At 34.8% G+C, this 22,439-nt stretch carries 18 protein-coding genes and 1 pseudogene; 4 read left to right on the plus strand and 15 right to left on the minus strand.

The window, feature by feature from the left end:
• Positions 1 to 56 precede the first annotated feature (56 nt).
• Positions 57 to 3,077, minus strand: a complete 3,021-nt coding sequence (locus Q0E08_RS06290; protein WP_294778091.1) for an AAA domain-containing protein — start codon at positions 3,075 to 3,077, stop codon at positions 57 to 59.
• Positions 3,078 to 3,512: 435 nt separating this feature from the next.
• Here Q0E08_RS06290 and Q0E08_RS06295 point away from each other — a divergent pair, with 435 nt between their 5' ends.
• On the plus strand, positions 3,513 to 3,863 hold the full coding sequence (locus tag Q0E08_RS06295) for a TnpV protein (RefSeq protein ID WP_294778093.1): 351 nt from the start codon (positions 3,513 to 3,515) through the stop codon (positions 3,861 to 3,863).
• 87 nt (positions 3,864 to 3,950) lie between these two features.
• Here Q0E08_RS06295 and Q0E08_RS06300 read toward each other — a convergent pair whose 3' ends face one another.
• The 14 genes and pseudogenes from Q0E08_RS06300 to Q0E08_RS06365 all read right to left on the minus strand — a co-directional run bounded on the left by Q0E08_RS06300 (position 3,951) and on the right by Q0E08_RS06365 (position 19,537).
• Positions 3,951 to 8,225, minus strand: coding sequence for a hypothetical protein (locus Q0E08_RS06300; protein WP_294778095.1), 4,275 nt, complete (start codon positions 8,223 to 8,225; stop codon positions 3,951 to 3,953).
• Between the two features lie 24 nt (positions 8,226 to 8,249).
• Positions 8,250 to 9,329, minus strand: a complete 1,080-nt coding sequence (locus Q0E08_RS06305) for a hypothetical protein (RefSeq protein WP_294778097.1) — start codon at positions 9,327 to 9,329, stop codon at positions 8,250 to 8,252.
• A 10-nt stretch (positions 9,330 to 9,339) separates the two neighbouring features.
• Positions 9,340 to 10,839: a hypothetical protein gene (locus Q0E08_RS06310; protein WP_294778099.1), complete on the minus strand. Its 1,500-nt coding sequence runs from the start codon at positions 10,837 to 10,839 to the stop codon at positions 9,340 to 9,342.
• Entirely contained in the window at positions 10,832 to 11,479 is a 648-nt protein-coding gene (locus Q0E08_RS06315; protein ID WP_294778100.1) for a restriction endonuclease subunit S, read from the minus strand. The genes Q0E08_RS06310 and Q0E08_RS06315 overlap by 8 nt, the downstream gene beginning before the upstream one ends.
• Positions 11,392 to 12,201, minus strand: a complete 810-nt coding sequence (locus Q0E08_RS06320) for a restriction endonuclease subunit S (protein ID WP_294778102.1) — start codon at positions 12,199 to 12,201, stop codon at positions 11,392 to 11,394. Before Q0E08_RS06320 ends, Q0E08_RS06315 begins: the two co-directional genes overlap by 88 nt.
• The gene (locus Q0E08_RS06325) at positions 12,195 to 14,471 is read right to left on the minus strand and encodes an N-6 DNA methylase (protein ID WP_294778104.1); all 2,277 of its coding nucleotides are present in this window, start codon (positions 14,469 to 14,471) and stop codon (positions 12,195 to 12,197) included. The genes Q0E08_RS06320 and Q0E08_RS06325 overlap by 7 nt, the downstream gene beginning before the upstream one ends.
• 122 nt (positions 14,472 to 14,593) lie before the next feature.
• The gene (locus tag Q0E08_RS06330; RefSeq protein WP_294778106.1) at positions 14,594 to 15,673 is read right to left on the minus strand and encodes a Fic family protein; all 1,080 of its coding nucleotides are present in this window, start codon (positions 15,671 to 15,673) and stop codon (positions 14,594 to 14,596) included.
• A gap of 35 nt (positions 15,674 to 15,708) precedes the next feature.
• On the minus strand, positions 15,709 to 16,143 hold the full coding sequence (locus Q0E08_RS06335) for a hypothetical protein (RefSeq protein WP_294778108.1): 435 nt from the start codon (positions 16,141 to 16,143) through the stop codon (positions 15,709 to 15,711).
• A 51-nt stretch (positions 16,144 to 16,194) separates the two neighbouring features.
• Positions 16,195 to 16,800 carry a protein adenylyltransferase Fic gene (gene fic, locus Q0E08_RS06340; RefSeq protein ID WP_294778110.1) on the minus strand — a complete coding sequence of 202 codons (606 nt, stop codon included), beginning with the start codon at positions 16,798 to 16,800 and terminating at the stop codon, positions 16,195 to 16,197.
• A gap of 16 nt (positions 16,801 to 16,816) precedes the next feature.
• Positions 16,817 to 17,224: pseudogene (locus Q0E08_RS06345) on the minus strand (DUF6548 family protein); the annotation flags it as partial.
• Between the two features lie 93 nt (positions 17,225 to 17,317).
• Positions 17,318 to 17,506, minus strand: coding sequence for a helix-turn-helix domain-containing protein (locus Q0E08_RS06350; RefSeq protein ID WP_022074379.1), 189 nt, complete (start codon positions 17,504 to 17,506; stop codon positions 17,318 to 17,320).
• Between the two features lie 193 nt (positions 17,507 to 17,699).
• A complete protein-coding gene (locus Q0E08_RS06355; RefSeq protein WP_294778114.1) occupies positions 17,700 to 18,056 on the minus strand; it encodes a VOC family protein in 357 nt (118 codons plus the stop codon).
• The gene (locus Q0E08_RS06360) at positions 18,053 to 18,739 is read right to left on the minus strand and encodes an MBL fold metallo-hydrolase (protein WP_294778117.1); all 687 of its coding nucleotides are present in this window, start codon (positions 18,737 to 18,739) and stop codon (positions 18,053 to 18,055) included. The genes Q0E08_RS06355 and Q0E08_RS06360 overlap by 4 nt, the downstream gene beginning before the upstream one ends.
• Positions 18,740 to 19,036: 297 nt before the next feature.
• Complete coding sequence (locus Q0E08_RS06365; protein ID WP_294778119.1) at positions 19,037 to 19,537, minus strand: AAA family ATPase; 501 nt, start codon at positions 19,535 to 19,537, stop codon at positions 19,037 to 19,039.
• A 445-nt stretch (positions 19,538 to 19,982) separates the two neighbouring features.
• Here Q0E08_RS06365 and Q0E08_RS06370 point away from each other — a divergent pair, with 445 nt between their 5' ends.
• The 3 genes from Q0E08_RS06370 to tnpA all read left to right on the plus strand — a co-directional run bounded on the left by Q0E08_RS06370 (position 19,983) and on the right by tnpA (position 22,337).
• Positions 19,983 to 21,221, plus strand: coding sequence for a helix-turn-helix domain-containing protein (locus tag Q0E08_RS06370; RefSeq protein WP_294778121.1), 1,239 nt, complete (start codon positions 19,983 to 19,985; stop codon positions 21,219 to 21,221).
• A 223-nt stretch (positions 21,222 to 21,444) separates the two neighbouring features.
• Complete coding sequence (locus Q0E08_RS06375; RefSeq protein WP_078767830.1) at positions 21,445 to 21,630, plus strand: alpha/beta-type small acid-soluble spore protein; 186 nt, start codon at positions 21,445 to 21,447, stop codon at positions 21,628 to 21,630.
• A gap of 224 nt (positions 21,631 to 21,854) precedes the next feature.
• Entirely contained in the window at positions 21,855 to 22,337 is a 483-nt protein-coding gene (gene tnpA / locus Q0E08_RS06380; RefSeq protein WP_294778124.1) for an IS200/IS605 family transposase, read from the plus strand.
• Positions 22,338 to 22,439 lie beyond the last annotated feature (102 nt).

Raw genomic sequence — 22,439 nt, forward strand, 5'->3', positions numbered from 1 at the left:
CAAAAAATGAGCCAAGAGGTATCCCCTCTCGGCTCATTTTTAAATTGGAATATTTATTATCTTCTTGAATTTTCAAAGAATGATGACAAGATTTCTTTTGCATAATTATATCGTCTTGCATAGTTGTTTGGAACACGAATAAGCTGAAAACTATGTTCATCACATATTTGCTGCTTCTTTTTATCCCTTTCAATTACCCTAACGTCATTTGTGTGCTCATTGCCATCAAGCTCAATCGCAAAAATCGGCAACAATTCTTTTCCGTCACGTTCATATACTATATAGTCAAATCTACCTGTATAGAATAAATCATTCACTTGATTTGAAGAATTGAACACCTGCGAAATAGGGACCTCCTTTTTAACAACATATTTTGATTTAGTAATCATCATAGCGGTTATAGCATGATTTAACGTTTCTAAAAATGCTGTTTCTGTTTCTGTGCTGTAAGGTTTAATTCCAAGTGCTCTTGATTCGGGCACACGCTCTGTTACGGTTGTTTTTCCGTTTAATCGAACATAATTACACAATTCAAACAAATCGTCATCATCTCCCGGATGGTGAAGTCTGTTTATTTGATCTTTGTCACCTGCAATAACTAATTTTTCTTTAGCTCTTGATGTTGCAACATTTATAAGTTCTTTGTTATTCTTTAACCAAGAATATGTTTTTTCATGCGTCTTATCAGTAAGGGCTAATGAAAAAATTATTTCTTGTTTTTCATCCCCTTGAAATGCATGTACAGTTCCGCAATCAACGTTAGTAATTCCGTTTTGATTTAATTCTTCTTGAATTTTATTACGCTGATTTACAAATGGTGTAATAACTGCAATCGTTTTGTCAGGATGAGTTTTAACATAGTGAACAATTTCTCTTGCCTCACTCTCACTTGTATTTTTCAATGTTGCATTTTTTGAATGACATTCTATAAATTCAAGCGGTTGCTTTTCATTATCAGAAGACAGTACATTAAGCTTGTTGTTATAGTATTTTTTATTATTAAATTCTATTATCTTCGGATGACATCTATAATGATAGCTTAGCAAAACTTCATCACTGACAGCATCGGCAGAAAGAAACGTTTGATAAACAGATTTGTTTTTATAATCATATTCATCAGTAATATTATATCTCTTTTTTAAAACCAAATTATTCTTTTCGTCAAGTAAAATAACCGGTTTTAACTGTTGCGGATCGCCTACAAGCAAAAGCTGTTCACCTCTGATAATCGGAACAAGTGCTACCGCAGTATCACACTGACTTGCCTCATCCATAATAACCATATCAAAATATTGTTTTGGTTCTCCCAACCGATGAGCAGAAATATTTGTTGTTGCAACAATGGGAAATATCTTGAGAAATTTTTGAAAATTCTCATCATTTGAAAGATACTGATTTAATTGTTTTGCTGCTTCGTTTATGTCTTTAGTGAATATAATATCAGCAAGTTCCTCATATTTAGGCTCTGATAATCGTTTAATAAACTTAGCTGAAGTAAAATTCAAATACTTTAACAATTCAAGTCTGTCTTGTGTAATTAGTGGCTTAATATCGTTATCTGTAATTTCTCCTATCTCTTTAAGCGCACTATTTACTTTGGTAAGCTGTTTGCCTTGCAAATCCGTGAGAAAAGTCAAATTATTTGAAGAAGAAATCATTGTTCTTATCATTTCTTTTCGTTCATTCATATCAAGCTTTTCTTCATATTTACGAAGCAAATCACTTAAAGCCTTGGTTTTGTGTTCTTCATCGTTCTTTTTTCTGTTCAATGACGAATCAAACACTTTCATAGATGCGGTAATCTCAAACAAGTGTCGTATCTGTTTAATTGCTTCTTTGAGCTTATCACCGTTTCCAAGACGGATTATCGGGAATGGTATATCGTTACCTTTATATTTAAGATGAGAAAGTTTTTGATAAATCTCATCAACCGGATGATTATTATACGATGAAATCAAAACACTTTTGTTATTAAAAAATGCAGTAACAACTGTATTGAGAATGGTATTTGTTTTTCCGCTTCCCGGAGGCCCTTGCACATACAAAACAGGATATTTCAAACCATTATGTATTGCTAAAAGTTGGTCAAGATTTACTTTATCATTATATAAAGCCAAAGGGTAATTCTTAATTTTCCTTGGTTTAGCCGTTAAGTCCCCAAAAAAAGCTTTAATCGGATATGTCACCGTGTTGTTTTCATACATTTTAAGAATGGCGTCATACTCTTTGTCAAGATTTATTGTAAAATCTCGTGACAAAGCCATAACATATGGCATATCATCAACGCCGTTGTATTCAGGGTTGTTCTTAGTAATTAAATCTTTAATAAGCTCGGAATTTTCCTCAAACTTATCAAGTAATTGGAACTCGTCTGCATCAAGAAACCAATGTGCACTTATCTTTAAACCGTCAACGGTAAACTCTCGACAAACAGACACTTCATCATCTTGTGTAAGGGTGCGGTTTTTAACATCAAACAAAAGTTTTTTATAAGCAAGTACATAAAGTCCTTTTTTAGTATGAATACTACATATATTCATACACAGAGACACTGAACGAGGCATTTTGTTTTGATTCTTATTTTTAGCATTATAATTATAAACTTTTACTAAATGTTCAAACTGTTCATTGCTTAAATTGTAATTTCCTTCACCAATGACATCAATATCAAGTTCATCAATAAGTTTATAATCGTTGCGATAAGGAGTATTATCGAGCTTATTACACTCACTATAATAATCAAGAAGCTTCAAATTTGCTACATTATTAAAGATAAATGAATACCTTGAGGAATGTTCTTCTATATCTTCAAGTAGTTTAGAGTTTATTTTGCAAAATGAACCTTCAATCAAATTTGCGTCAATTATAGAATCATAATACAAATTCAATTCTTTCATTTCCGATGTAGCGACATTAAGACCATCAACAATGAGTAATTTTTTATATGGATTTATGTTTTTAATTCCAATCCAATATTTTGTTACATTTTGCTGTTTGTTCCTGTACTCAACAGCAATCCACTTACCTTCATGAATCGCTTTGAAAATATCTCTTGAAATCTTGTTTATGTCACTCACCTCCGAAACAAAAATATACTCCCTATATTATTCTACATTAGTTTGATATATAAATCAAGTTTTAGGTGATTGATTAGATTTTTATAAAAAGCCCATAAAAACGAAAGCGTTGGAGAAATCAATCTCCAACGCCTTTTTAATTGTGTATCATAATTTGCATCAATCATTATTTTCGATAAAATTCAATCCCAACAAATCAATTTCATGTTTCAACAAAATTAATGGTAAATGAAAAAGTAAATATAACGAATACCAAACGAATATAACGAACATAATGAATAGATCAGAATACAGACTATTCGTCGTAAAAAGTGGCACAGATTGCAAAAGTTCGTTGTAATTTTTGGCACGAACTAAATTTGTAAATTTATAAATCGCACATCGCAAAAAGAAAGCCTCCTTTGATACAATTTGAGTATCAAAGGAGGTTTTACTATGAATAACACATTATTTGAACAATTTGGCGGTACATATACTCAACAGGGCGATTATCTTTTGTCAAATTTAACTTTACCGATGGAAGAAGAAACCGGTTATATCGGAGTATGGGAACAACGCAGGTTAAACTACTTAAAGCACCACCGCAAAGTTTTGTATTACAATCTGCTCACTTCCGGCAAACTTCATTCCCACATTGCCGATACCGAAGAACAAGCCCAACAACTCTTTTCTCGATTGGTAAAACAATATGCCAAAAAAGAAGACGTCACCGAAGAACTAAAAGCAACCGATATGATGCTCTGGATGCAGAGAATGAATAATATCCAAGAGAGTGTAAAAAAATAGTTGATAAAAACTTAATATTTGAGTAGGTAAAAATGGCACAAGAAATATCCTGTGCCATTTTTGCGTTATAAGCTAGAGATTGTTTGGTTAGGGTATTTGAGAATGTGATGTTTCATTGTTAATTTGTTTAACGACAAATTCTCCGTTTCTAAAACATCCCACATAACTACTATCCTTCTCTGCATAGAACTTCCCATATCGCTCAATGGCTTTTCCATCTTCTCTTCGATATTCTCGCATAATCCATATCAAAGACTTATCGCTATTTTGTAGAGCATCCAACAGTTCATTTTTATCGACAAGTAAATAATTTTGAGCCGTTCTCCACTTTTCTCCTGAAATTGAATAGTGTGCTTTGATTTCCTTATTATCGTCATAAAAGATATATCCATTAGAATCTACAATGTTAAGTAATTTTCTGATTGGCTCAGACGGAATATCATAGTACACATCACCGTATTCAGGAAAATTATAACAACAGCCATCGACTGCCGACTGTATAGAAAAATCAGGGAAATCTTCGACATTACTACTATTATATCTTTTTTTCCACGGGAACCAACAAACCTCTTTGGGGGTTATGTAACAGGAGGAAACAATGCCACCGTGCCAATCGACAGGATTCGATACTCTTTTAGATAAATCTTTATCACTGCTCAATTTATCAACGAATGCATCAAGATCATCCTTATCAATAATTATTGAACTAATAAAGATACAGGTCTCAACACCCGCAGAACCATAAAAACAAGAATAGTTGTTCAATGCCAACAAAGTATCGCTATTTATTCTATATTGCTTGTCAGCATTATTTATAGTAATCCATTTATCCCAATTCAAGTTTGGGGCGTGAATAACGCTATTGATAACTTCTTCTTTACTACAGTTTTCTGCTTCTATGATTGCAGTCTTTGGTTCGGGAATATACCAAGGATTATCCTCGGGCAATTCATCGGGATCAATTTGTTCGACATCCTGTATAGGTATTATGAAATCATCAAGCAATCCATAATCTCTAATATTTTCTGGCTCGTAGTTATTCCAATATAATAATCTATCTGCAAGAAATCCGTCCATATGATTTCGAAATTGCCAAATGTATTTTTCACATACTGTCATAACAGAACTTTTTGAGCCATGTGTCGCAGGAGTGTACCTTCTTAATATAGCAACATCTAATCCACCTATTATCCCATCACCCTGTTCTTTTTGTTTAAAATTATAAAATTCATCTTCATTCCAGCCTACTTGTGAAAGATATGCAAAAGCAGCTGATATAATAAATTGTTCATTTTTAATATTTGCAAATTCGGGTTGAAGTTGAGCAATTTTGCTTATTAAATCGGTGATTTGATCGCCATCTCTATGACCATATTGTGAAAATGCCGATTCGAAATGATCAATCAAAACATATCTTGCTAAGTCATAGTCGATAGCACTATATCCGCTCATCCGTGTTCCAGATAACGCTTTTTCGTCAAGTGGAATATCATAACTATCAGCCTTATAGGGTGGCATATAAGTTGAAACATCAGTACTATTATAAAGTCCAACTAAAACTGCCTTATGAACTATAGCAATAGCGTAGTATCGTATAGATACATCCATAATATTAAGCACTTTTGATGGACTTAAAATATTATCCATCATCCAATCACTGGCTTTTTTAATAAGGGCACTATCAGCACCGTCATATACTAAGCATACAAGGATTGAAAATAGATCACTTCTAATTTGCGGATCGTTTATAGTGGAAAATTTTATAAACAAGTTATAGAATTCACAAGGATTGTATTTTGCCCAACGCATAAGGTTGGAACGGTATTCTTTTCGTAAAGTATTATTTAATGTCGAAAGTGACCACGCATATACAGAAGGGCATCCGTTAAAAACATCTTCCTTAGTCAGTACATACTCTTCTTCATCTAAACTAATCGACTGCAAAGTATGCCACTTATAGCCATCAGAATCTCTGAGAAAGCTGGGCACAGACCAAAACAGATCGCGTTGTGCGGGTAAGTCAAAGGAAAAGAGAAACTCATCCAACAGTTTAACACCAAGAGGATGATCGACATCTCTGCAAAGCGGTAAAATAAGGTCGTTGGTAATAGTCATTAGTCCATCTGCATTTTCAGACATTATTTTTAATGAACGTTCTTTGAACAATGCTCCATTTTCGTGAGAAGTGTGCCTCAAAGCAAAAAACTGCAGATCTTGTTTAGACCATTCATCAATAGCATGATCAATAGTCTTATTTCTGGTAATTAAATAATTATGGTTTTGCATCGCCATTACGGACAATGCATACAAAGCCTCATTTTCTATTGCAGAACACTGTTCAAAATCTATATTTTGCGGATGATCATATGACTCCAACAATTTTAATGCCATTGCATAATCGAAATAGCCTTGTGTTCCCGGGATATAGAAATGCAAATCCGGATTCAAACCTTCTCCGTGTTTGCAAAAAGACGAGAGAATTCCATAGTTTTCCAAATACTGTAGAACTCTTTCGCATTGTTGTTGAGTTGTACCAAGGTTACTAATTAGATATGAAATGACATCGCTATATTCAATGGATTTGCTCTTTAAAAACAGGTTTGAAAGCTCTAATATAGCTCTTAGAATATACTGATTCTTAATGGATATTTTTTCTTCTTTGGCAAATTCTTTTTCAATAAGGTCAATTTTACTGCGCAATAAATTTGTTAAAAAAACATCGGTATTTTTTGTATATTCTACAGTTTTTCCTTCGTTTAGCTCACAGAACACTTTTAATGATAAAGGTGTGGTTAAAGCGAATTTTAACCATCCGTAATTTTGAGCGTTAATATTGTATGCTTCCATATAACGTTCAAACAAAGTGTGAGTAAGTACGTCGCCAGCAGAGCCCAAGCGTTTTGTTGTAACACCACTTAGTTTCTTAGGAAATATAAATGGTCTAGATGTAAAGCAGAATCTGATTTGCTGATATCTTTTTGTTATTATGCCCGCTTCTTTTATTCGGTCATTCCAAATTTCATACGGAGCACATTCGTCTATTCCATCCACAATTAAAAGAATCTTAGGAACGATTTTAATATTAGAATCTATGTATGCAGAAGAAAAACGATGTCTATTCACAATTGAAATCATTGCTTGCCATATTTCATCTTCGCTCCAATTTGAGGATAACCCAAGAGCAGAACTAATTATATCTTTCCAATTCGAGCTTGGAGAAATATTACGAGCCTGTATAACTAATGGAGTGTGAATACAGTTACCAAATAACTTTTCTGATGAAGCTGCAACTCCGTGTGTTTTTCCTGTCCCCGGTTCACCTAAAAATAAAACTGGGTTCGTACATAAACTATAGTCGAATTCATCAAGAATTCGGTATATATCAATAGAAGATAATCTACGAAGAACTTTTGTTACTTCTGATAGGTGAAACTGATGATACACTGTTCCGTGACTTCTATTTATAGTTTCACGGCTACTTTCAAAGTCAAAACTAAATGCACTTCTATCGATGTCGCAAATAGAAACAGATTCTTGTATACACCAAGCGTGTATAGTCCTACAGGTGCTACTAAGCAAGCTTGCTTTTGCAAAAATATTATCTAATTCAGCTTTTAATTCTGCATCTTTATCCTTTAATACTTCTTGAAATTCAAGTATTGCTTTATCTAATTGTTCACACAGAACAGCAACCTTCAAGGACGTATCGGCTAATTCTCCTCGTTTGTTTACTTCACCCAAAGTTAATGAAATATAATTGTCGATACTTCCATACGCATTTAGGTCGGGAACATATTTTGTTTTTAACCAACTTTCTTTGCTTTTTTTAAAAGCAAAAATGAAAGAATCTTCAGATGTTTCAGAATTTTCAAACCAATATTTCTTGATACCGGCTGATGAGTCCTCTTGTAATTCTTTTACTATACGAGTTTCGTTCCACAATTCAACAATTAGATCAGGATGTTTTGATTTAATATCTTTCAATAAAGCTTCCCAACGTTTGCTTTCTGTATTAGTACCTCTTCCAGTGTCGGATGCTAGGTCACGAGGTATACATACAATATATCGGAATATCTGCGGACGAATTTTGACAGCAGTTTCAATTGATTTTTTTATTTGTTGGATTTGATTACCAGAAAGACTGTAAAGAAACCATTTTGCCTGTAATCCAACGATTTTTCCATCGGTTAGAGTAGAATAAGATTCCACACCGCCATCGCCGCCAGATCCATTAACAACGCTGAAAGAGGCAAGTTTATCATTGTATTCTCTCTTATTCCAGTTTTCAAACAATTGGTTACATAAAATTTCAAATGCTCTCTCTGGAGAATCATTATAAGTTTGAAAAGTAGACCAGTTCATTTTTGCCTCCTGTTGGTTTGATACTTAAAAACTTTCCGGAACGAGTGCCAGTTTGTTAATTGACTCGTGAGCTCGGACGAGGGCATCATAGACTGCCAAGACATCTTCTGAGTCCCAAGTTCGTAGAGATTTTTCATCTATAACTCCTGTACTCTCACGAATAATTTTTGCAAGTTGTTCTTCATCGGCAACAGCGACAACAGCTTGTACGGCTGCGTTGCTCTGTGCTTTTTTGAGATTTAGAATCAAGCTATCTATTGAGCCTTTGGACTGCACCTCAAACACATAGATTGCTTTACCCATATTGCCGATTTTCGCTTCCCATACGGCATCTACAACCGCACCGGTGGCAATCTTAACTTCAGAACGGCTATCAAATCCGAGGAGCTCACCGATTGCAACCAATTTTTCCTTAATCTCATCGTGAAGAGATTTTGAATCATTCGCTGTAACAGCTTTCTTAACTCCAGTAGTAGCAGGAATATCTGAAGTTTTCTTTTCAGCAAATGGCAATATTTCATCCCACATAAAGTAATCTACTGCTAAAAGGTCGTAATCTTCTGCACCAGCCTTTTTGAGTTGTTCGGCAATTTCTTTTGCAATGGCGCAAACTTCAGCATATTTCTTTCCGGTGTACTGATAGTTATATTTCGGCATATCGGGGATATCAAGATAGCCATAGCAAAGGATTGTAGTCTTGTTGAAAATTACATATTCCTGCGGATTTGCATATGTAAGCAACTCGCTTATAGTTGCAGGACCCATACCCTTTATGGATTTCAAAAATACATCCCAACGCTTTTCAATAGGGCTTGTGCCATAAAGTAATTCAGCCAACTGCTTTTTGAGTGTACCAAAACCGTTGTCGGCAATCATTTTGTCAACAACATATTTCTTGTTACCCCAAATAAGCATAGACCACAGCTTGCTAATGTACTCTAAGAATTCCTCCTCAGTCATAGCCAAAAGCCTGTCCTTGGTAAACGACTGATAATACTCTTTACGCTCTTTGCGCTCAGCCCAATTTTCTTCGTAATACGCCGCATTGGACTTCTTTTTATTAACAAATTCGGATATTGCTACTTTTAATTTTTGTTCATTCATATCTAACCTCTTAACCTGGATATATAATTCCATAATCTGTTTCCATTATTTTTCTTATGTGCTTTACAAACAAATCTTCAAGCTCGGACATGCCGTCGAAAAAATAATAGTGCTCCGAAATAATATCAGAGGGTATTTTTATCTTTTTGTTCTTTTCTCTTACCATAATTATTGGCTTCTTTTTGTTATAAGCCATTCCTAGTTCATACATAACATTTGGATTGGCTTCTGTTGTGTCGGCAAGAAATATTGAACAATTTTCTATTTTATCATATATATCAGATGTTATGTTGATACTCCGTCCTTCGCCTGTCATTATAGGATGTGCAATCAACTCAACATTAGCCCCCATATTATTTAGTGTTGCAACAGCACGTTGAAGAGCTTCGTTATAATCCCTAACAATCTCTTTACTTTTATATTGCATTGCCATAAATATATATTTGGGTGATGAAGTTATGTGTTTATATGCTACATCAAAAATTTTAGATGCTTTTGTAAACACAGCTCCTGTGTATTTATACTTTTCAAGCCATTTATCTATTAAGCCCATAATTTTACAAGCCTCGGTTAAATTCGTGCTTTTATATCTGGAATAAAAGGCAAGTTGAAAGAAAATATTTGGAAATTCTTTTTTTATATAACCAAATCTTTCTGTTTGAGTAAGTATTTTAAACGAATCAACAAGTAATATATCAAACTGTGTTTCGTCAATATCTTCGCTATTTATTTCTTCTAATATTTCACATATTTGAGAAAGAGGTGAATCAAAGTATTGCTTGTTAATCAAAGAGTTACTATCGTACTTGTCATAGTAGTATTTTAATAACGGCAAATATTTGTTAATTAAAGCAAGTTCGCCATTCTCCCATTTTTTTGATTTAACTAATCCTTTGAAATTTTCTTCTGCTTCTAGTTTTCTTGCAGTATTATTCAATATGTAAAACAAAAATGATTCACTCTCGGTGTTGTCTTCATCGGCTATCTCTAAAACAATATTATCAGGGTCTTCGGTGTTGATGTTCCAAAGGACGATAGAAAACGGAATATAATAATCCTTGTCTTTACCAGCTTCTAAACGGTGATTCCCATCAACTCTCATGAGCGTTTCATCTTCAACCTCTAAACAATAATACCCAATGTTTTTAATTGCACCTTTAGCGGTTTCGGAAACAGAAGAAAATCCTTTGTGATCATAGCATTTTAAGTTTGCTTTTTTAGAATCGTTAACAGATAGGACTACTTCAGGCAAAAACTTGGCTTCATCCTTGCAGTTTTCAAGAAACCTTGCAATGTCATTTACATGATCTTCTTTGAGATTTCGTTGATATCGTTCATATTGTGGAATAGAAGCGGCAGCTAAGTCTGATATTCTAGCATATCCTCGAAGAGTGGGAATACCATTTTCAACATAAAAACCCAGCTCTTGTAATCTTTTCAAGGGTCCTAAATAAGGAGTTACAACACCACAGTTATTTCCAATCAACCCATAAAATGAAAACTTACTCATCAAAGATCGCCTCCTCAAATTCTATTTTTGCTTTTTGATAAAATTCTGTTGCTTCTTCATGTAATTTGCCAATTTGTAATGTTTCTTTTTCTATAAAATTGGAAATACTCTTTTGAATGGCTAAAGGCGGTAAAGGGAATCGAATTCTTTTTGTGTTTTCTATGCCTAATTCGGTTTGTTTTGTTGCTTGTGCACTTTTATATAAATCTACCTGCCTTTGTCCCAAGGGGCTATTAAATAAATACACAAAAAGCAGAGGATCAATTTCGTTTAGATTCACCCGAAGCAAAAGCATATGGCTATCATAAGCTAATCCAACATGTTCATCAAAAGCAATTAAGCTTGCTCTTCCCAATGTTCCTTCTCCAGTAGAATTAATCACAATATCATTTATTTGAGTTAACTTATTGCAAGGAATTTTTGAAAACCATAATTCATTTACTGTTTTTGCGTATTTCAAATCAATATTATTGATTCGATTACATTTTTGGTTTAAAATAATGCGTTTGCCGTGTTGTTGGTATTTAGGACTTTTTCCTCGATATATTTCTTTTAGCCAACTCGGATTAGACGAAAGAGAATGACCTTTATATTTCTCAAATGAATATGGAAAGTCAATTGCAATTTTATCATATCCCATTGCCGTATGTTTTGAAACCTAACTGTGTTCAACATTGATGCCGAAACACTCTTTTTCTTCATTTTTATCCCTAAAGAATCAAAAACTGATTTTCGCAAATCTTTTTCAAGATTGATAGCTTCACACTCTAAATTAGTTGCTTTATTAAGCAACTGATTGTACGCCATGATTATCTGATTTTGTTTTAATATAGGAGGCAGAGGAATTTTATAATTTAAAAATTTATCTTCCTGTAAATACAAACGATTGCCGCTACCATTACTACAATCCTGCCATGCTTGCACAAAAACATTTGAGGAAAGTAATAATATCAAGTAGTCAATATTTGCAATTTCAGGATCGACATCATAAACCCAAAAATTCCCCGTAATAATTGCTCCATCAGCTTCAAGAGGAACTACGCCAAATGCTCCGTTACGAGCGTCAATTTTTGATACTGCTAATTGACCTGCCTTTACATAGTACTGATTCTTGGTTTTAATATCTTTTCCTAAAACCTCATCTCTAACAAAAACACCTCCGCAATTTGTTTTTATAGTAATACGCTTATATTGCTTATCATCTTCAACAGCCATTTGATCCTTGCGGCGTGTAATCGCTTTTCCAATTCTTTTTAGCTCGAATGGTGACTTAATGGAAGTTGAATTGAAAAATTGCTTAATATTCCAATCGATGGTTTGGCTAAATAAAATAGAGGACAACACTGAATTTGTATTTACCACTTTAGTTCAACCTCCTCACCATCACTGTTACGAATAATCTTACCCTCGTGATTAATAGTATAGGAAATACAGCTATTGGATTCTTCCCATAGCTTGTTTGTGATTCTATATTCTTTATATTCGTCTTGAAGGGTAGGAAGTTGATTACCTGCGGAAACAGCACCAGTAGAAGTAATGCCGGCATCCTCAACCATAGCGATCGGAATTTCGTAATCGAAGTATTCTTTGGTAAGCGGTTTAGCTTCTTCGATGATAGCCTTCTCAAGGTCTCTGAGTTCTTTTTCTGCTACGACAATGAGTGCTTTAACTTTAAGTTTTTTGGCTTTTTCAGTTGCGATCTTCTCTTGTAATGCTTTTATTTGACCAATATATTTTTTCCTAATTTCTTTTTCTGCCTTTGTTTTTGCACCTAAGTACTGAAGCTCTTCTTCATCGGTAAAACGCTTGAAGAAAACAAGGCTGGGTTTTACTGTGGCACCGGCAGCAATAAATACATCTTGAGGAATAGAGCAAATCAAGATAATCTTAGCTTTACCTTCAAAGTATTCACGAATTTTCTGGAGGTTAGATGTATTCAAAACACCTTCAGGCAGAACCATACCCATACGACCACCTTTTTTAAGCAGTCTAAGGCAACGTTCCATAAAGAGCACTTCAGTAAGACCGGACATGGAGCCTACGTCATACAACGAAAGCAAAGATTTGCCGATATTGTCGTTTACCTGCTTGAGCGCATTTTCATAAGCCTCACCGTATTTTTCTTTGTATTTTGCAATTAATGTTTCATCGGTAAATTTATCTGCTTCGGTAATTTTTTGAGATTTGTCAATTCTTGCACCAAAAGGCGGATTTGTTAAGATAACATCAAAGCGCTCTTCAAAAATACCATTCACATTCAACAAACCATCGTGATGATGAACGCCACCGTGTCCATCACCGTGCATAATCATATTCATTTTCGATGTTCTTGCCATTCGGGGGTTAGCGTCTGTACCGTAGATACAATTACGTGATAAATTATACATACGGCTACCTTCTAATTGTGTATCAAGCTCTTTATTTAATGTAGATTGCATTACTTCAATGCGTTCGTTAATTGCAAGCTGCTCCTTTTCGGAGAGGTTTTCGTAGTTATCTCCCTCGATCTCCGCTCGGAGTTTAGCCTTGGCTGTTTTGACATCATCTTCAATTTGTTCACGCATATATTCGAATGCTTTAATTAAAAATCCGCCGCTACCGCAAGTAGGATCACATACAGTTTCATTCTCTTTTGGGTCGAGAATGTGTGTCATAAAATCAACAATAGTACGAGGTGTAAAGTACTGACCTAATTCACCTCGGAATGTAGTGCCTAAGAACTGTTCAAAGGCTATACCCTTAACATCGTCCTGTGTGTCGGAAAGATTATAGGTTTCGAGCTTTTCGAGGATTTGTTCAAAGCTATTTTGTCTGATTTTAATGATTTCGTTTTCTTCAAAAAGCTGGTCATCCTTAAATTCTTCTTTTGTGTTGTAAAACAAGAATTGCATATAAGGAAGGTCCTTGGGAGTTCCTTTCAAACTGGGACGAATTTCTTTTTCAAACCATTTTTCTTTTTCTACGAACTCGTTCTTGGTAAATACTTTTGCTCCACGTTGCTCACGCTCGTATTTAATTTTCATAAAGAGAATTTTGCTAATTTCATCAAATGCTGCTTCAGGCGAAAGCTTATCATTATTACGAATAATATTATGGCAGGTGCGGAGAACCTTTGTGAAATCATCTCTCGTAAATGTTTTGGTTTTAGAAAGAATATCTTTAACTTTTTTATCATTCAGTGCTTCTTCAGCGGTAGGAATAGCAACAACCTCTACTAACTCTTTGGGAAGATATTCTTTGTCAACGTTAAAGTATTTTGTTTCCTTTTCGTTAGTGGTTACAAAAAAGCTTGCTCCCGCCCAAGAAGCATAATTGTATCCCTGATAATAATCTTCTTCACGAATACGAACATTTTCCGCTTTACATTCAACAACAATAAAAGCGGCTTTACTTTCGATTTTATCCTGTTTGGATTTCCACACAACAATATCTGCCCGTGCTTTGCCTTGACCACGTTGAGAGTTATTAACCTTTATTTCTTGTGCCATTTGGTCAAGAGAATAACCATAGTCCTCCACAAGGATTTTTATGTATTCTTGGCGCACTTTCTCTTCAGGAGTTTCAATATGCCAAGAGTTTGTTAATGGACAGAATATTTTTCCGTTTTCTCTTTTAATATCTAATGTACTCATAATAAAGCCTCCGTTTATTTTCGTTATCTTTCAAGCATCTACAATTTTCGCACTAATGGTACCAATGAACTGTGGCTTGAGGAAAAGATATATGCAGGATAATAAGATTTTAATTTTTAAATTCAAAACATAACTTCCCATTTACCGTAGCGTTTTCCGCTTTCTCGGCGGATATAGTTTTTATCTTGCAGGGATTTCATAATTCGCTTTATGGTTGCAATGGATTTTCCGGTAGCTTTTACAAGCTCTTGCTGTTTTACTGTCGGGTTCTTTGCCACTAATTCTAAAACTGCAAGTTCTTCTAAAGTACAGTCCAAAGTATCAAATTGATACTTTGGAATTTTTGGGTTGATACTTCGGGAATCGTTCTCTGCATAATCAATGTGCATATATCTGTTTTTCAGCTCGTAATGCGTATCTAACAAAAGATTTGAAAAGAACGTTTCCAAAAACTTAGTCGTGGAATGGACGCCTTTTTGCAGGTTATTATAATTAGCACGAACCAAAGCATTACGAAAGTACCAAGAATTTTTCTCGAATGCGTCGTTGTTTACGCTAAAGCCGAATGTTTTCATATATTTTATCATAAATACGGCAGTTGCACGGGTGTTTCCCTCGCTGAATGGGTGAATTTGCCATATATCCGAAGCAAATTTAGCCAAATGCTTTACAGCTTCATCTACGGACAAGCCCTCATAAGAGAACTGTTTTTCGGTTGCAAAGTCGTAATCTAAGGTTTCCCTAATACTGTTCCAATCCGCATAGGTAACAGTATCGCCGTTTAGTACCCACTCTTTTTTTGTGATGTTGTACTGCCTGACTTGTCCTGCGTGACTGAACACACCCTCGAACAATCTGCGATGAATCGAAAGCCACTCGGCAGGAGAGAACTGAAACGCTTTTTCTCCCAACAATTTCGCAATTCTTGCCGAAACAATGTCCGCCTCTTTGGTTTCATTTTCCGTTTCGGTGCGTACAGAACGCTGCTCATAGTAACTGTGAATACGCTTTTGAGCCTCGTCGATTGTGATTTTACCCTCGATATGCTCTTTGGCGGTGTCTAACAAATAATCAGAAGTATTCAGCCCATCAACAGCCTGCAAACCGATGGCAGTTTGCCATGCTTCGCTTTTTTCGGCTTTGTCGGGTTCGCCTTGCTTTATATATTCTTCAAGTTCAAATTGCCAATTCTTGTCCGGCATATTTGCACCTCGTTTCTTGTTTCGTAATTAATGTTTTAGTCATCACTCGTCAAATACCAACCATTACTGCTGTGAACAGGATATTCATACTCTTTCCCGTCCCATTTGATTTTTTCTATGGCATTATCAAAGCACTTCAAAAGATTCCAACATTCATTTCTATATTCTGAATCAAGTTTTGGATTAAGGAAATCTTTATGAACTATTTCTCTTCCTTTTTCAAGTTCCTCAAGGCTTGCTTTTTCAAACCATTTGGAACTGTATAGAGTACCTTTTTCAATTTGTTCTTTTAATGACTTCCATAAATCTGTAAGGGCGTCCTTATTTTTTATTCCTGCAATAGTTAATATTACAGTTGTGATACTAACCCCTGTAAAAAGCAACTGTGATTTGTGTTCTTTTACCCAAACTATAATCTTATTTTTTTCGGGAGTTTCTTCTGTATGTTGTTTGATATTTTCTTCAGCCATGTTCAAACATTCCTTTTATCTTTGATAATTGTGTCATATTACACTATCGAATTATAATTCTTCAGCCTTAAAGGTTGTATAACCCTCATAATAGTAGCTGTGGTCGATACCTTTCATATAAACTTCTCTGCTGTTTATTTCGTCGGTAAGCGCACCTTTTAGCAACATTTTAATCTCTACATCTTTAATCGGACTGCGTTCCATTGCGAGTAGATAATCTTCTTTATCCACCTTGCTCCAGTCAACAACTTTGCCGATTTCGTTTTTCAAAATATGGTCAAGCCAAATGCGAGTGCTTCGACCGTTTCCTTCACGGAATGGGTGAGCAATGTTCATCTCAACATATTTTTCTACTATCTCATCAAAATTCGACTGCGGCATTTTGTCGATATTTTCAAGTGCCGCTTGCAAATACATAAGCGGTGCAAAGCGAAAATTACCTTTTGCCATATTCACCGTGCGGATTTCTCCGGCAAAGTCATAAATATCCTCAAAAAGGTACTTGTGGATTGCCTGCAATGTTACAAACTTACCTGCTGGAAGAGTATCGAGTAAGCCTGTTTCAAAAAGTTCAACAGCCTTTTTCTTGCTGATGCGTTCCTCTTCACGGGCAAGGTCGGCAGAACTTGTTAAACCTAATTTATTTTCAAGTGCCATATTTACACCTCCAAAATCAATTAATAAAGTATTTAAGTACTAAGTACAGTAGAACAATAACCACGATAATTGAAAACACAATCCATCTTACGACCTTTTTTGATTTATGTTTCGACCAGTTAGGTTGTTCAGAATATGTATATTGCAGTTGAGCCGGTTCGTGATTTTGTGCGGATTTTGCAACAGGATGTGGTTTTGTTGCTTGAAAATACATTGCAAGCGGATCAGTTTGATTTATTATTCTTTCATAAAAATCAACAAGCCATTCATCGTCTCCGGCTTCGCACATACTTTCTTCGTAGCAATCGGGTTCGTGTACTATTTGATTCCTAATCCAGCGATAGTGCTTTAGTCGTTTTAAATCATTTTCCCATCCTCTGACAAGAAAAGAACCCCGAGGATTGTTTAGCATTTCCTCTATATAGGCGGATACTCCATATTAAGTTTCAAACATTTCTCCGCATATTTTATCAAGATGCTTGTAAGATTCAATAAAACTCATATATGCCTCCGAAAATCACTTATCCGCTGCAATACCGGATTTCATCCAAGCGTCAATTTCGCTGACTTTGAATTTCCAAAGACGTCCAATTTTTGCTGCGGGCATATTTCTTCTTTCTATCCAATCAAGTACGGTATCACGGCTGACGCCAAGATATTCGCATATTTCTTTCATAGAGTACCAGCGCTCGATGTTAGAATCCATTAGATTTTCCTCGCTTTCAGATAGTTACAATTATATAAATTTAGTATATCACACAGAACGCTTAAAAGCAATGATTATTGCGGATTTATAAGGGAAAAGCAAGAAAAGATCAAAATAAAATGAACTGCTTGCATAAACATAAAAGAGTTGAGAAATTGTATTTCTCAACTCTTTTTATTATAGCGTAACTTAATCACGGCAAGATTTCGAGCCAATAGCCGTCCGGGTCCTCGATGAAATAGATACCCATTTCATGGTTTTCAAAACAGATACAGCCCATTTCTTCGTGCTTTTTATGTGCCAAATCAAAATCATCCGCCTTAAATGCCAAATGGAATTCACATTCGCCCAAATCGTACGGCTGCGGATGTTCTTTAAGCCAAGTAAGTTCAAGCTCAAAATCGCTTGAATCATTGTTCAAATAAACGATAATAAAATCGTCGGTGGTTTTTCGTCTGACCTCGTGCAAATCAAGCGCATCGCCATAAAACTTAATCGACCTATCCAAATCGGAAACATTATAGTTTTCGTGAATCATTCTAAAGCTCATATTTCTTCTCCTTTTGCGGATTCTGTATTTTTTATTCGTGATTTATACTGCGGATATTCGGTGATAAACCTATCAATCACGCTCGGCTCGTTCCAATAATGCATAGGAAAAACGGCGTTGCAATCGACATGTTTCAAAAAATAAAGCATACCGTCGGCATAATGCTCCTCCTGCCGTGGGTCAAGGGGAACGAATGTTGCATCAAAATGAGCGCCCTTGATTTTGTCAATCTCGGCATGGTACATAGAGGTCATATGGCGGTTGTCGACTTCCGTCTCACCCTCCCAATGCCAATCGTTCAAATCACCTGCGTGATAAATCATGCCCTCGCTTGTTTTGACGATAAAAGCAACACCGCTGTCGGTTGAAAGAAGCGTACTAACCTGTGTGCCGTTGTCAAGAGTGTAGGTTTGATCGTGATAAGCCGTCGTAATTTTCACACCGGCAGGATACTTCTTTTTGCTGATATCTTTCGCCAAAACTGCCTGATAACTCATACCCATATCATCAAGAATTTCAAAGATTTTCGGATTGAAATGGTCTTGGTGAAAGTGACTGCAAAAGACGACAACTCCCTTACTTTTGTCAAGCCTCGGCATCTCGCCTTTGTAGTAATCAAAAACATAGTAGCAGTTCTCGGTTTCAACCAAAAATCCGCTGTGGTTAATGTATGTTATTTTCATAATCCACCTCTGCAAATTAGGGATTTTGAGCAACCGTTAAATTTCTTCAATTTCCAAGCTTTTCAAATATTCATAAGTTCCATTGTAATACTCCGGCAGACGTGTGCTGTCCTCCCAAAAGCCGGTAGAGGTTTTATTGCCATTACCAAACGGCACGCAAATCACCATACCCGACCTTGCACGAGTTAGTAAAACTCTTAATATAATTATTATATCATAATTCTATTTTACAAACAACATCGCAATTGACATACGAGTAAATTTTAGTACTAAGTCAAATAAAAACATAATTGCACATCAACTGATATTTTTCGTACAATTCTTCAATATCATTTTAACCGTATCATCTGCAGACATATCTTTTGAAATAATTTTTTCATTATCAAATCCCAGCAAATCTTTTTCATTCCACCAACGCTTCATATCCTGTTCGGTATAACTCACATTGCTTTTAGTTTGAAACCTTTTAACAGTTTCATCAAACGGTATGTCATAGTAATATGTATAAATGTTATTAAAATTTTTTTGAATCAAATTAAACAACGATTTGTACCAAACAGAATTCAATATGCCTTCAAGAATAATTATACTATTATGTTTCTTGCCAAATAAGATTAAATCCTTTAGCAAATCAACAGCTATACTATTTTCGCCATCTTTTGTGTGCAATATATCTCTCCTGATAACATCTTGAGAAAGCAACATACATTCTGTGCCCAACTCATCACACAATTTATTTGCAACGGTTGTTTTGCCGCTACCTGAATTACCTCTGATTATTATGATTGTATCTGACATATTTAACCTCAGCTCTGAAAATTTGAATCTAAATTCATCGTATCATACGGGTATTTTTATGTCAATATATTAGCCAAAATGATATAAATTTACGCCGAACGCAAAATTTTTATAAAAAATAATTTTATCAACAAAAATCGACAAATTTTTCAATAAAACAAGTGTATAATTAAAACACTTAAAGCTTCATATTTGCGGCAACACAATCGGCTGTTTATATAAGAAATAAAAAATACACAATAATATTGTGGGGTAATGAACATTCTCAGTAAACTCCCATTACCTCAAAATGAATGCTTTTTGTATATCAAAAGTCCGGCGAAAAATCGTCGGGCTATTTTTTTGCCATTTAAACGCCATTATTTTGATATAATAGGAAATGTATTTGAAATATTTTATGATATAATACAAATAAACTTGCAAGTAAAATGAAAGGAGGGTTACTGTGAATTCTCGAAATATAATTCAAAATGTACTCGATTACATTGACGAAAATATAAAATCTGAAATAAGTAATGATGATTTATGCAGCATTGCAGGATATTCATATATTCATTTAGCTCGCTTGTTTAAGCAGTATTTGGGTATTTCACCGAATGAATATATACTCAAAAGAAGATTATTGTTTGCTGTTTATGAAATGAACGGCGATTTATCAAAAACTGATATTGCTTTTGAATTTGGATTTGATACTTATGCCGGTTTTTACAAAGCTTTTATGCGAGAATTAAGTTGCTCTCCGTCAAAATTTACAAAATCTTATGTGGGTGGTAAACCGTATAAAATTAACATTTTGCAAGAGGAAAATATTATGGTTTCAAAAACTAAAATACAAAAAATATTGCCAAATTGGAATTTGCAAAACAGCGTGGTTAAACCAATTATAAACGAAAACACAGGTAAACAAAGTGACAATTCATACTATATAGGCGATGGCTATGTAATGAAATATTCAACAAATTTTGCTGTGATTAAAAAGAGCACTTTGTTTTCAGAAGTTCTTAAATTAAATAACGGTGATGATTATTTACAATACGGAGAATTGTATTTTATCGTTACAAAACGAATTTATGGAAATCAACTAAAATGTGTTGATATTTTTAATGATACTTCAATTGCTTTAACCATCGGTGAAAATATTGCCAAGCTACATAATAAATTAAAATTTTTCGATATTGACAATTTTGAACAGGCTAATATTTATGATGATTGTATCAATAATCTTAATAAGGTCCAAAAGGTTGCAAACTTATCAAATAAGCTTTGTGAAAAATACAAAAATGAATTTGGAAAACTAATCAATAAATTGCCTACTCAGCTTATACACAGAGATATTAACCCTTCAAATATGATTTTTGACGAAAAAGAATTTAAAGGTTTTGTTGACTTTGACTTAACGGAGGTTAATGTTCGGATTTTTGATATTTGCTATTGTGCAACCGCTATTTTATCCGAGTGCTTTAATAATCAAATTAATTTTAAGTTATGGCAAAAAATACTCAACAATCTAATTAAGGGATATAATAGAATTGATAAATTGAGTGAACATGAAATCGAGGCTATTCCTTATGTTATCTACTCTATCGAAATTATTTGTATTGCTTATTTCAGCAAATATGATAAGTTCGAAGAATTAACTGAAAGAAATATAAGTATGCTGAAATGGTTGATTGAAAATATGTAAAGGACCAAAAACTTCCTGATTTTGAATTGAAATATAGCACTAAAATATTAGATTTTAACAATTAAATAATCAACAATAAATAATTGTAAAAATTTTTCAGTTGTAAAATCGAATACGATACACAAAATAAACTTGCAAGGTGAAAGTGATGTTTTGCAAGGGCGAAAGCGTTTTTGTACAACAACACGCCTTTGCAAATATCGATAAGCGAGGTGTATCAACAATGGCAAAGAATACAGTTCCTGAAGCTAAGGACGCTCTCAACCGCTTCAAGATGGAAGCTGCCAACGAGGTTGGTGTAAATCTTAAGCAGGGCTACAACGGCGACCTTACTTCTAAGCAAGCCGGTTCTGTCGGCGGTCAGATGGTCAAGAAAATGATCAAGGCTTACGAAGAATCAATGAGATAATTGTTGATGAAGAAAAAGGCTATGAATCAAAACGGTTCATAGCCTTTTGTTTTATCTCTTCAGCAAAGACTCAACCCCCGGTTCAACCGGGGGAAATAAAAAGCTTTAGTAAAAATAAAACCGCCGAGCTTAAAGCAAGGCGAATGTATTGGCGAAAAAATAACCTCCTAGTATAATAGAAACGGTTTGGCAGCCGCGTTACTAAAATACAGGAGGTTAAAAACATGATAAAAAAGAACGGAAACAATGAAATAAAAACATTGTCGCACTCAACATACAGGTGTCAATATCATATAGTGTTCGCACCAAAGTACAGAAGAAAAGAAATATACGGAAAGATAAAGAAAGACATAGGAGAAATAATCCGAAAGTTGTGCGAACAAAAAGGTGTAGAAATAATAGAAGCGGAAGCGTGTAAAGATCACATACACCTTTTGGTTTCAATACCGCCGTATATAAGTGTAGCACAATTCATGGGATATCTCAAGGGAAAAAGCACATTGATGATTTTCGACCGACATGCAAATTTAAAGTATAAGTACGGAAATCGACATTTTTGGTGCAGAGGATACTATGTTGATACAGTCGGTCGAAACAAGAAAGTGATAGAGAAATACATACAAAATCAGTTAGAAGAAGATTTTGCGAATGATCAAATGTCACTCAAAGAGTATGTAGACCCGTTTACGGGTAACAAGAATAAGTAAGCAAAAATAAACAGCCCCACGAGAGGGGCTGCTTGAAATAGTAATGCGATGTCAAACTATCAGTGCCGACTTTCAGTCGGCAAGCCAGTAGGCGGCCCTTAT

It is taken from the genome of uncultured Eubacterium sp. (assembly GCF_934561735.1).
GTDB lineage: Bacteria > Bacillota > Clostridia > Oscillospirales > Acutalibacteraceae > Eubacterium_R.

What these genes read in the sequence shown, in the direction of transcription:
- Q0E08_RS06295 (WP_294778093.1), top strand. Translation starts at nt 3,513, where the DNA reads ATGAATAACACATTATTTGAACAATTTGGCGGTACATATACTCAACAG.
- Q0E08_RS06300 (WP_294778095.1), bottom strand. Translation starts at nt 8,225, where the DNA reads ATGAACTGGTCTACTTTTCAAACTTATAATGATTCTCCAGAGAGAGCA.
- Q0E08_RS06305 (WP_294778097.1), bottom strand. Translation starts at nt 9,329, where the DNA reads ATGAATGAACAAAAATTAAAAGTAGCAATATCCGAATTTGTTAATAAA.
- Q0E08_RS06310 (WP_294778099.1), bottom strand. Translation starts at nt 10,839, where the DNA reads ATGAGTAAGTTTTCATTTTATGGGTTGATTGGAAATAACTGTGGTGTT.
- Q0E08_RS06315 (WP_294778100.1), bottom strand. Translation starts at nt 11,479, where the DNA reads ATGGGATATGATAAAATTGCAATTGACTTTCCATATTCATTTGAGAAA.
- Q0E08_RS06325 (WP_294778104.1), bottom strand. Translation starts at nt 14,471, where the DNA reads ATGAGTACATTAGATATTAAAAGAGAAAACGGAAAAATATTCTGTCCA.
- Q0E08_RS06330 (WP_294778106.1), bottom strand. Translation starts at nt 15,673, where the DNA reads ATGCCGGACAAGAATTGGCAATTTGAACTTGAAGAATATATAAAGCAA.
- Q0E08_RS06335 (WP_294778108.1), bottom strand. Translation starts at nt 16,143, where the DNA reads ATGGCTGAAGAAAATATCAAACAACATACAGAAGAAACTCCCGAAAAA.
- fic (WP_294778110.1), bottom strand. Translation starts at nt 16,800, where the DNA reads ATGGCACTTGAAAATAAATTAGGTTTAACAAGTTCTGCCGACCTTGCC.
- Q0E08_RS06350 (WP_022074379.1), bottom strand. Translation starts at nt 17,506, where the DNA reads ATGGATTCTAACATCGAGCGCTGGTACTCTATGAAAGAAATATGCGAA.
- Q0E08_RS06355 (WP_294778114.1), bottom strand. Translation starts at nt 18,056, where the DNA reads ATGAGCTTTAGAATGATTCACGAAAACTATAATGTTTCCGATTTGGAT.
- Q0E08_RS06360 (WP_294778117.1), bottom strand. Translation starts at nt 18,739, where the DNA reads ATGAAAATAACATACATTAACCACAGCGGATTTTTGGTTGAAACCGAG.
- Q0E08_RS06365 (WP_294778119.1), bottom strand. Translation starts at nt 19,537, where the DNA reads ATGTCAGATACAATCATAATAATCAGAGGTAATTCAGGTAGCGGCAAA.
- Q0E08_RS06375 (WP_078767830.1), top strand. Translation starts at nt 21,445, where the DNA reads ATGGCAAAGAATACAGTTCCTGAAGCTAAGGACGCTCTCAACCGCTTC.
- tnpA (WP_294778124.1), top strand. Translation starts at nt 21,855, where the DNA reads ATGATAAAAAAGAACGGAAACAATGAAATAAAAACATTGTCGCACTCA.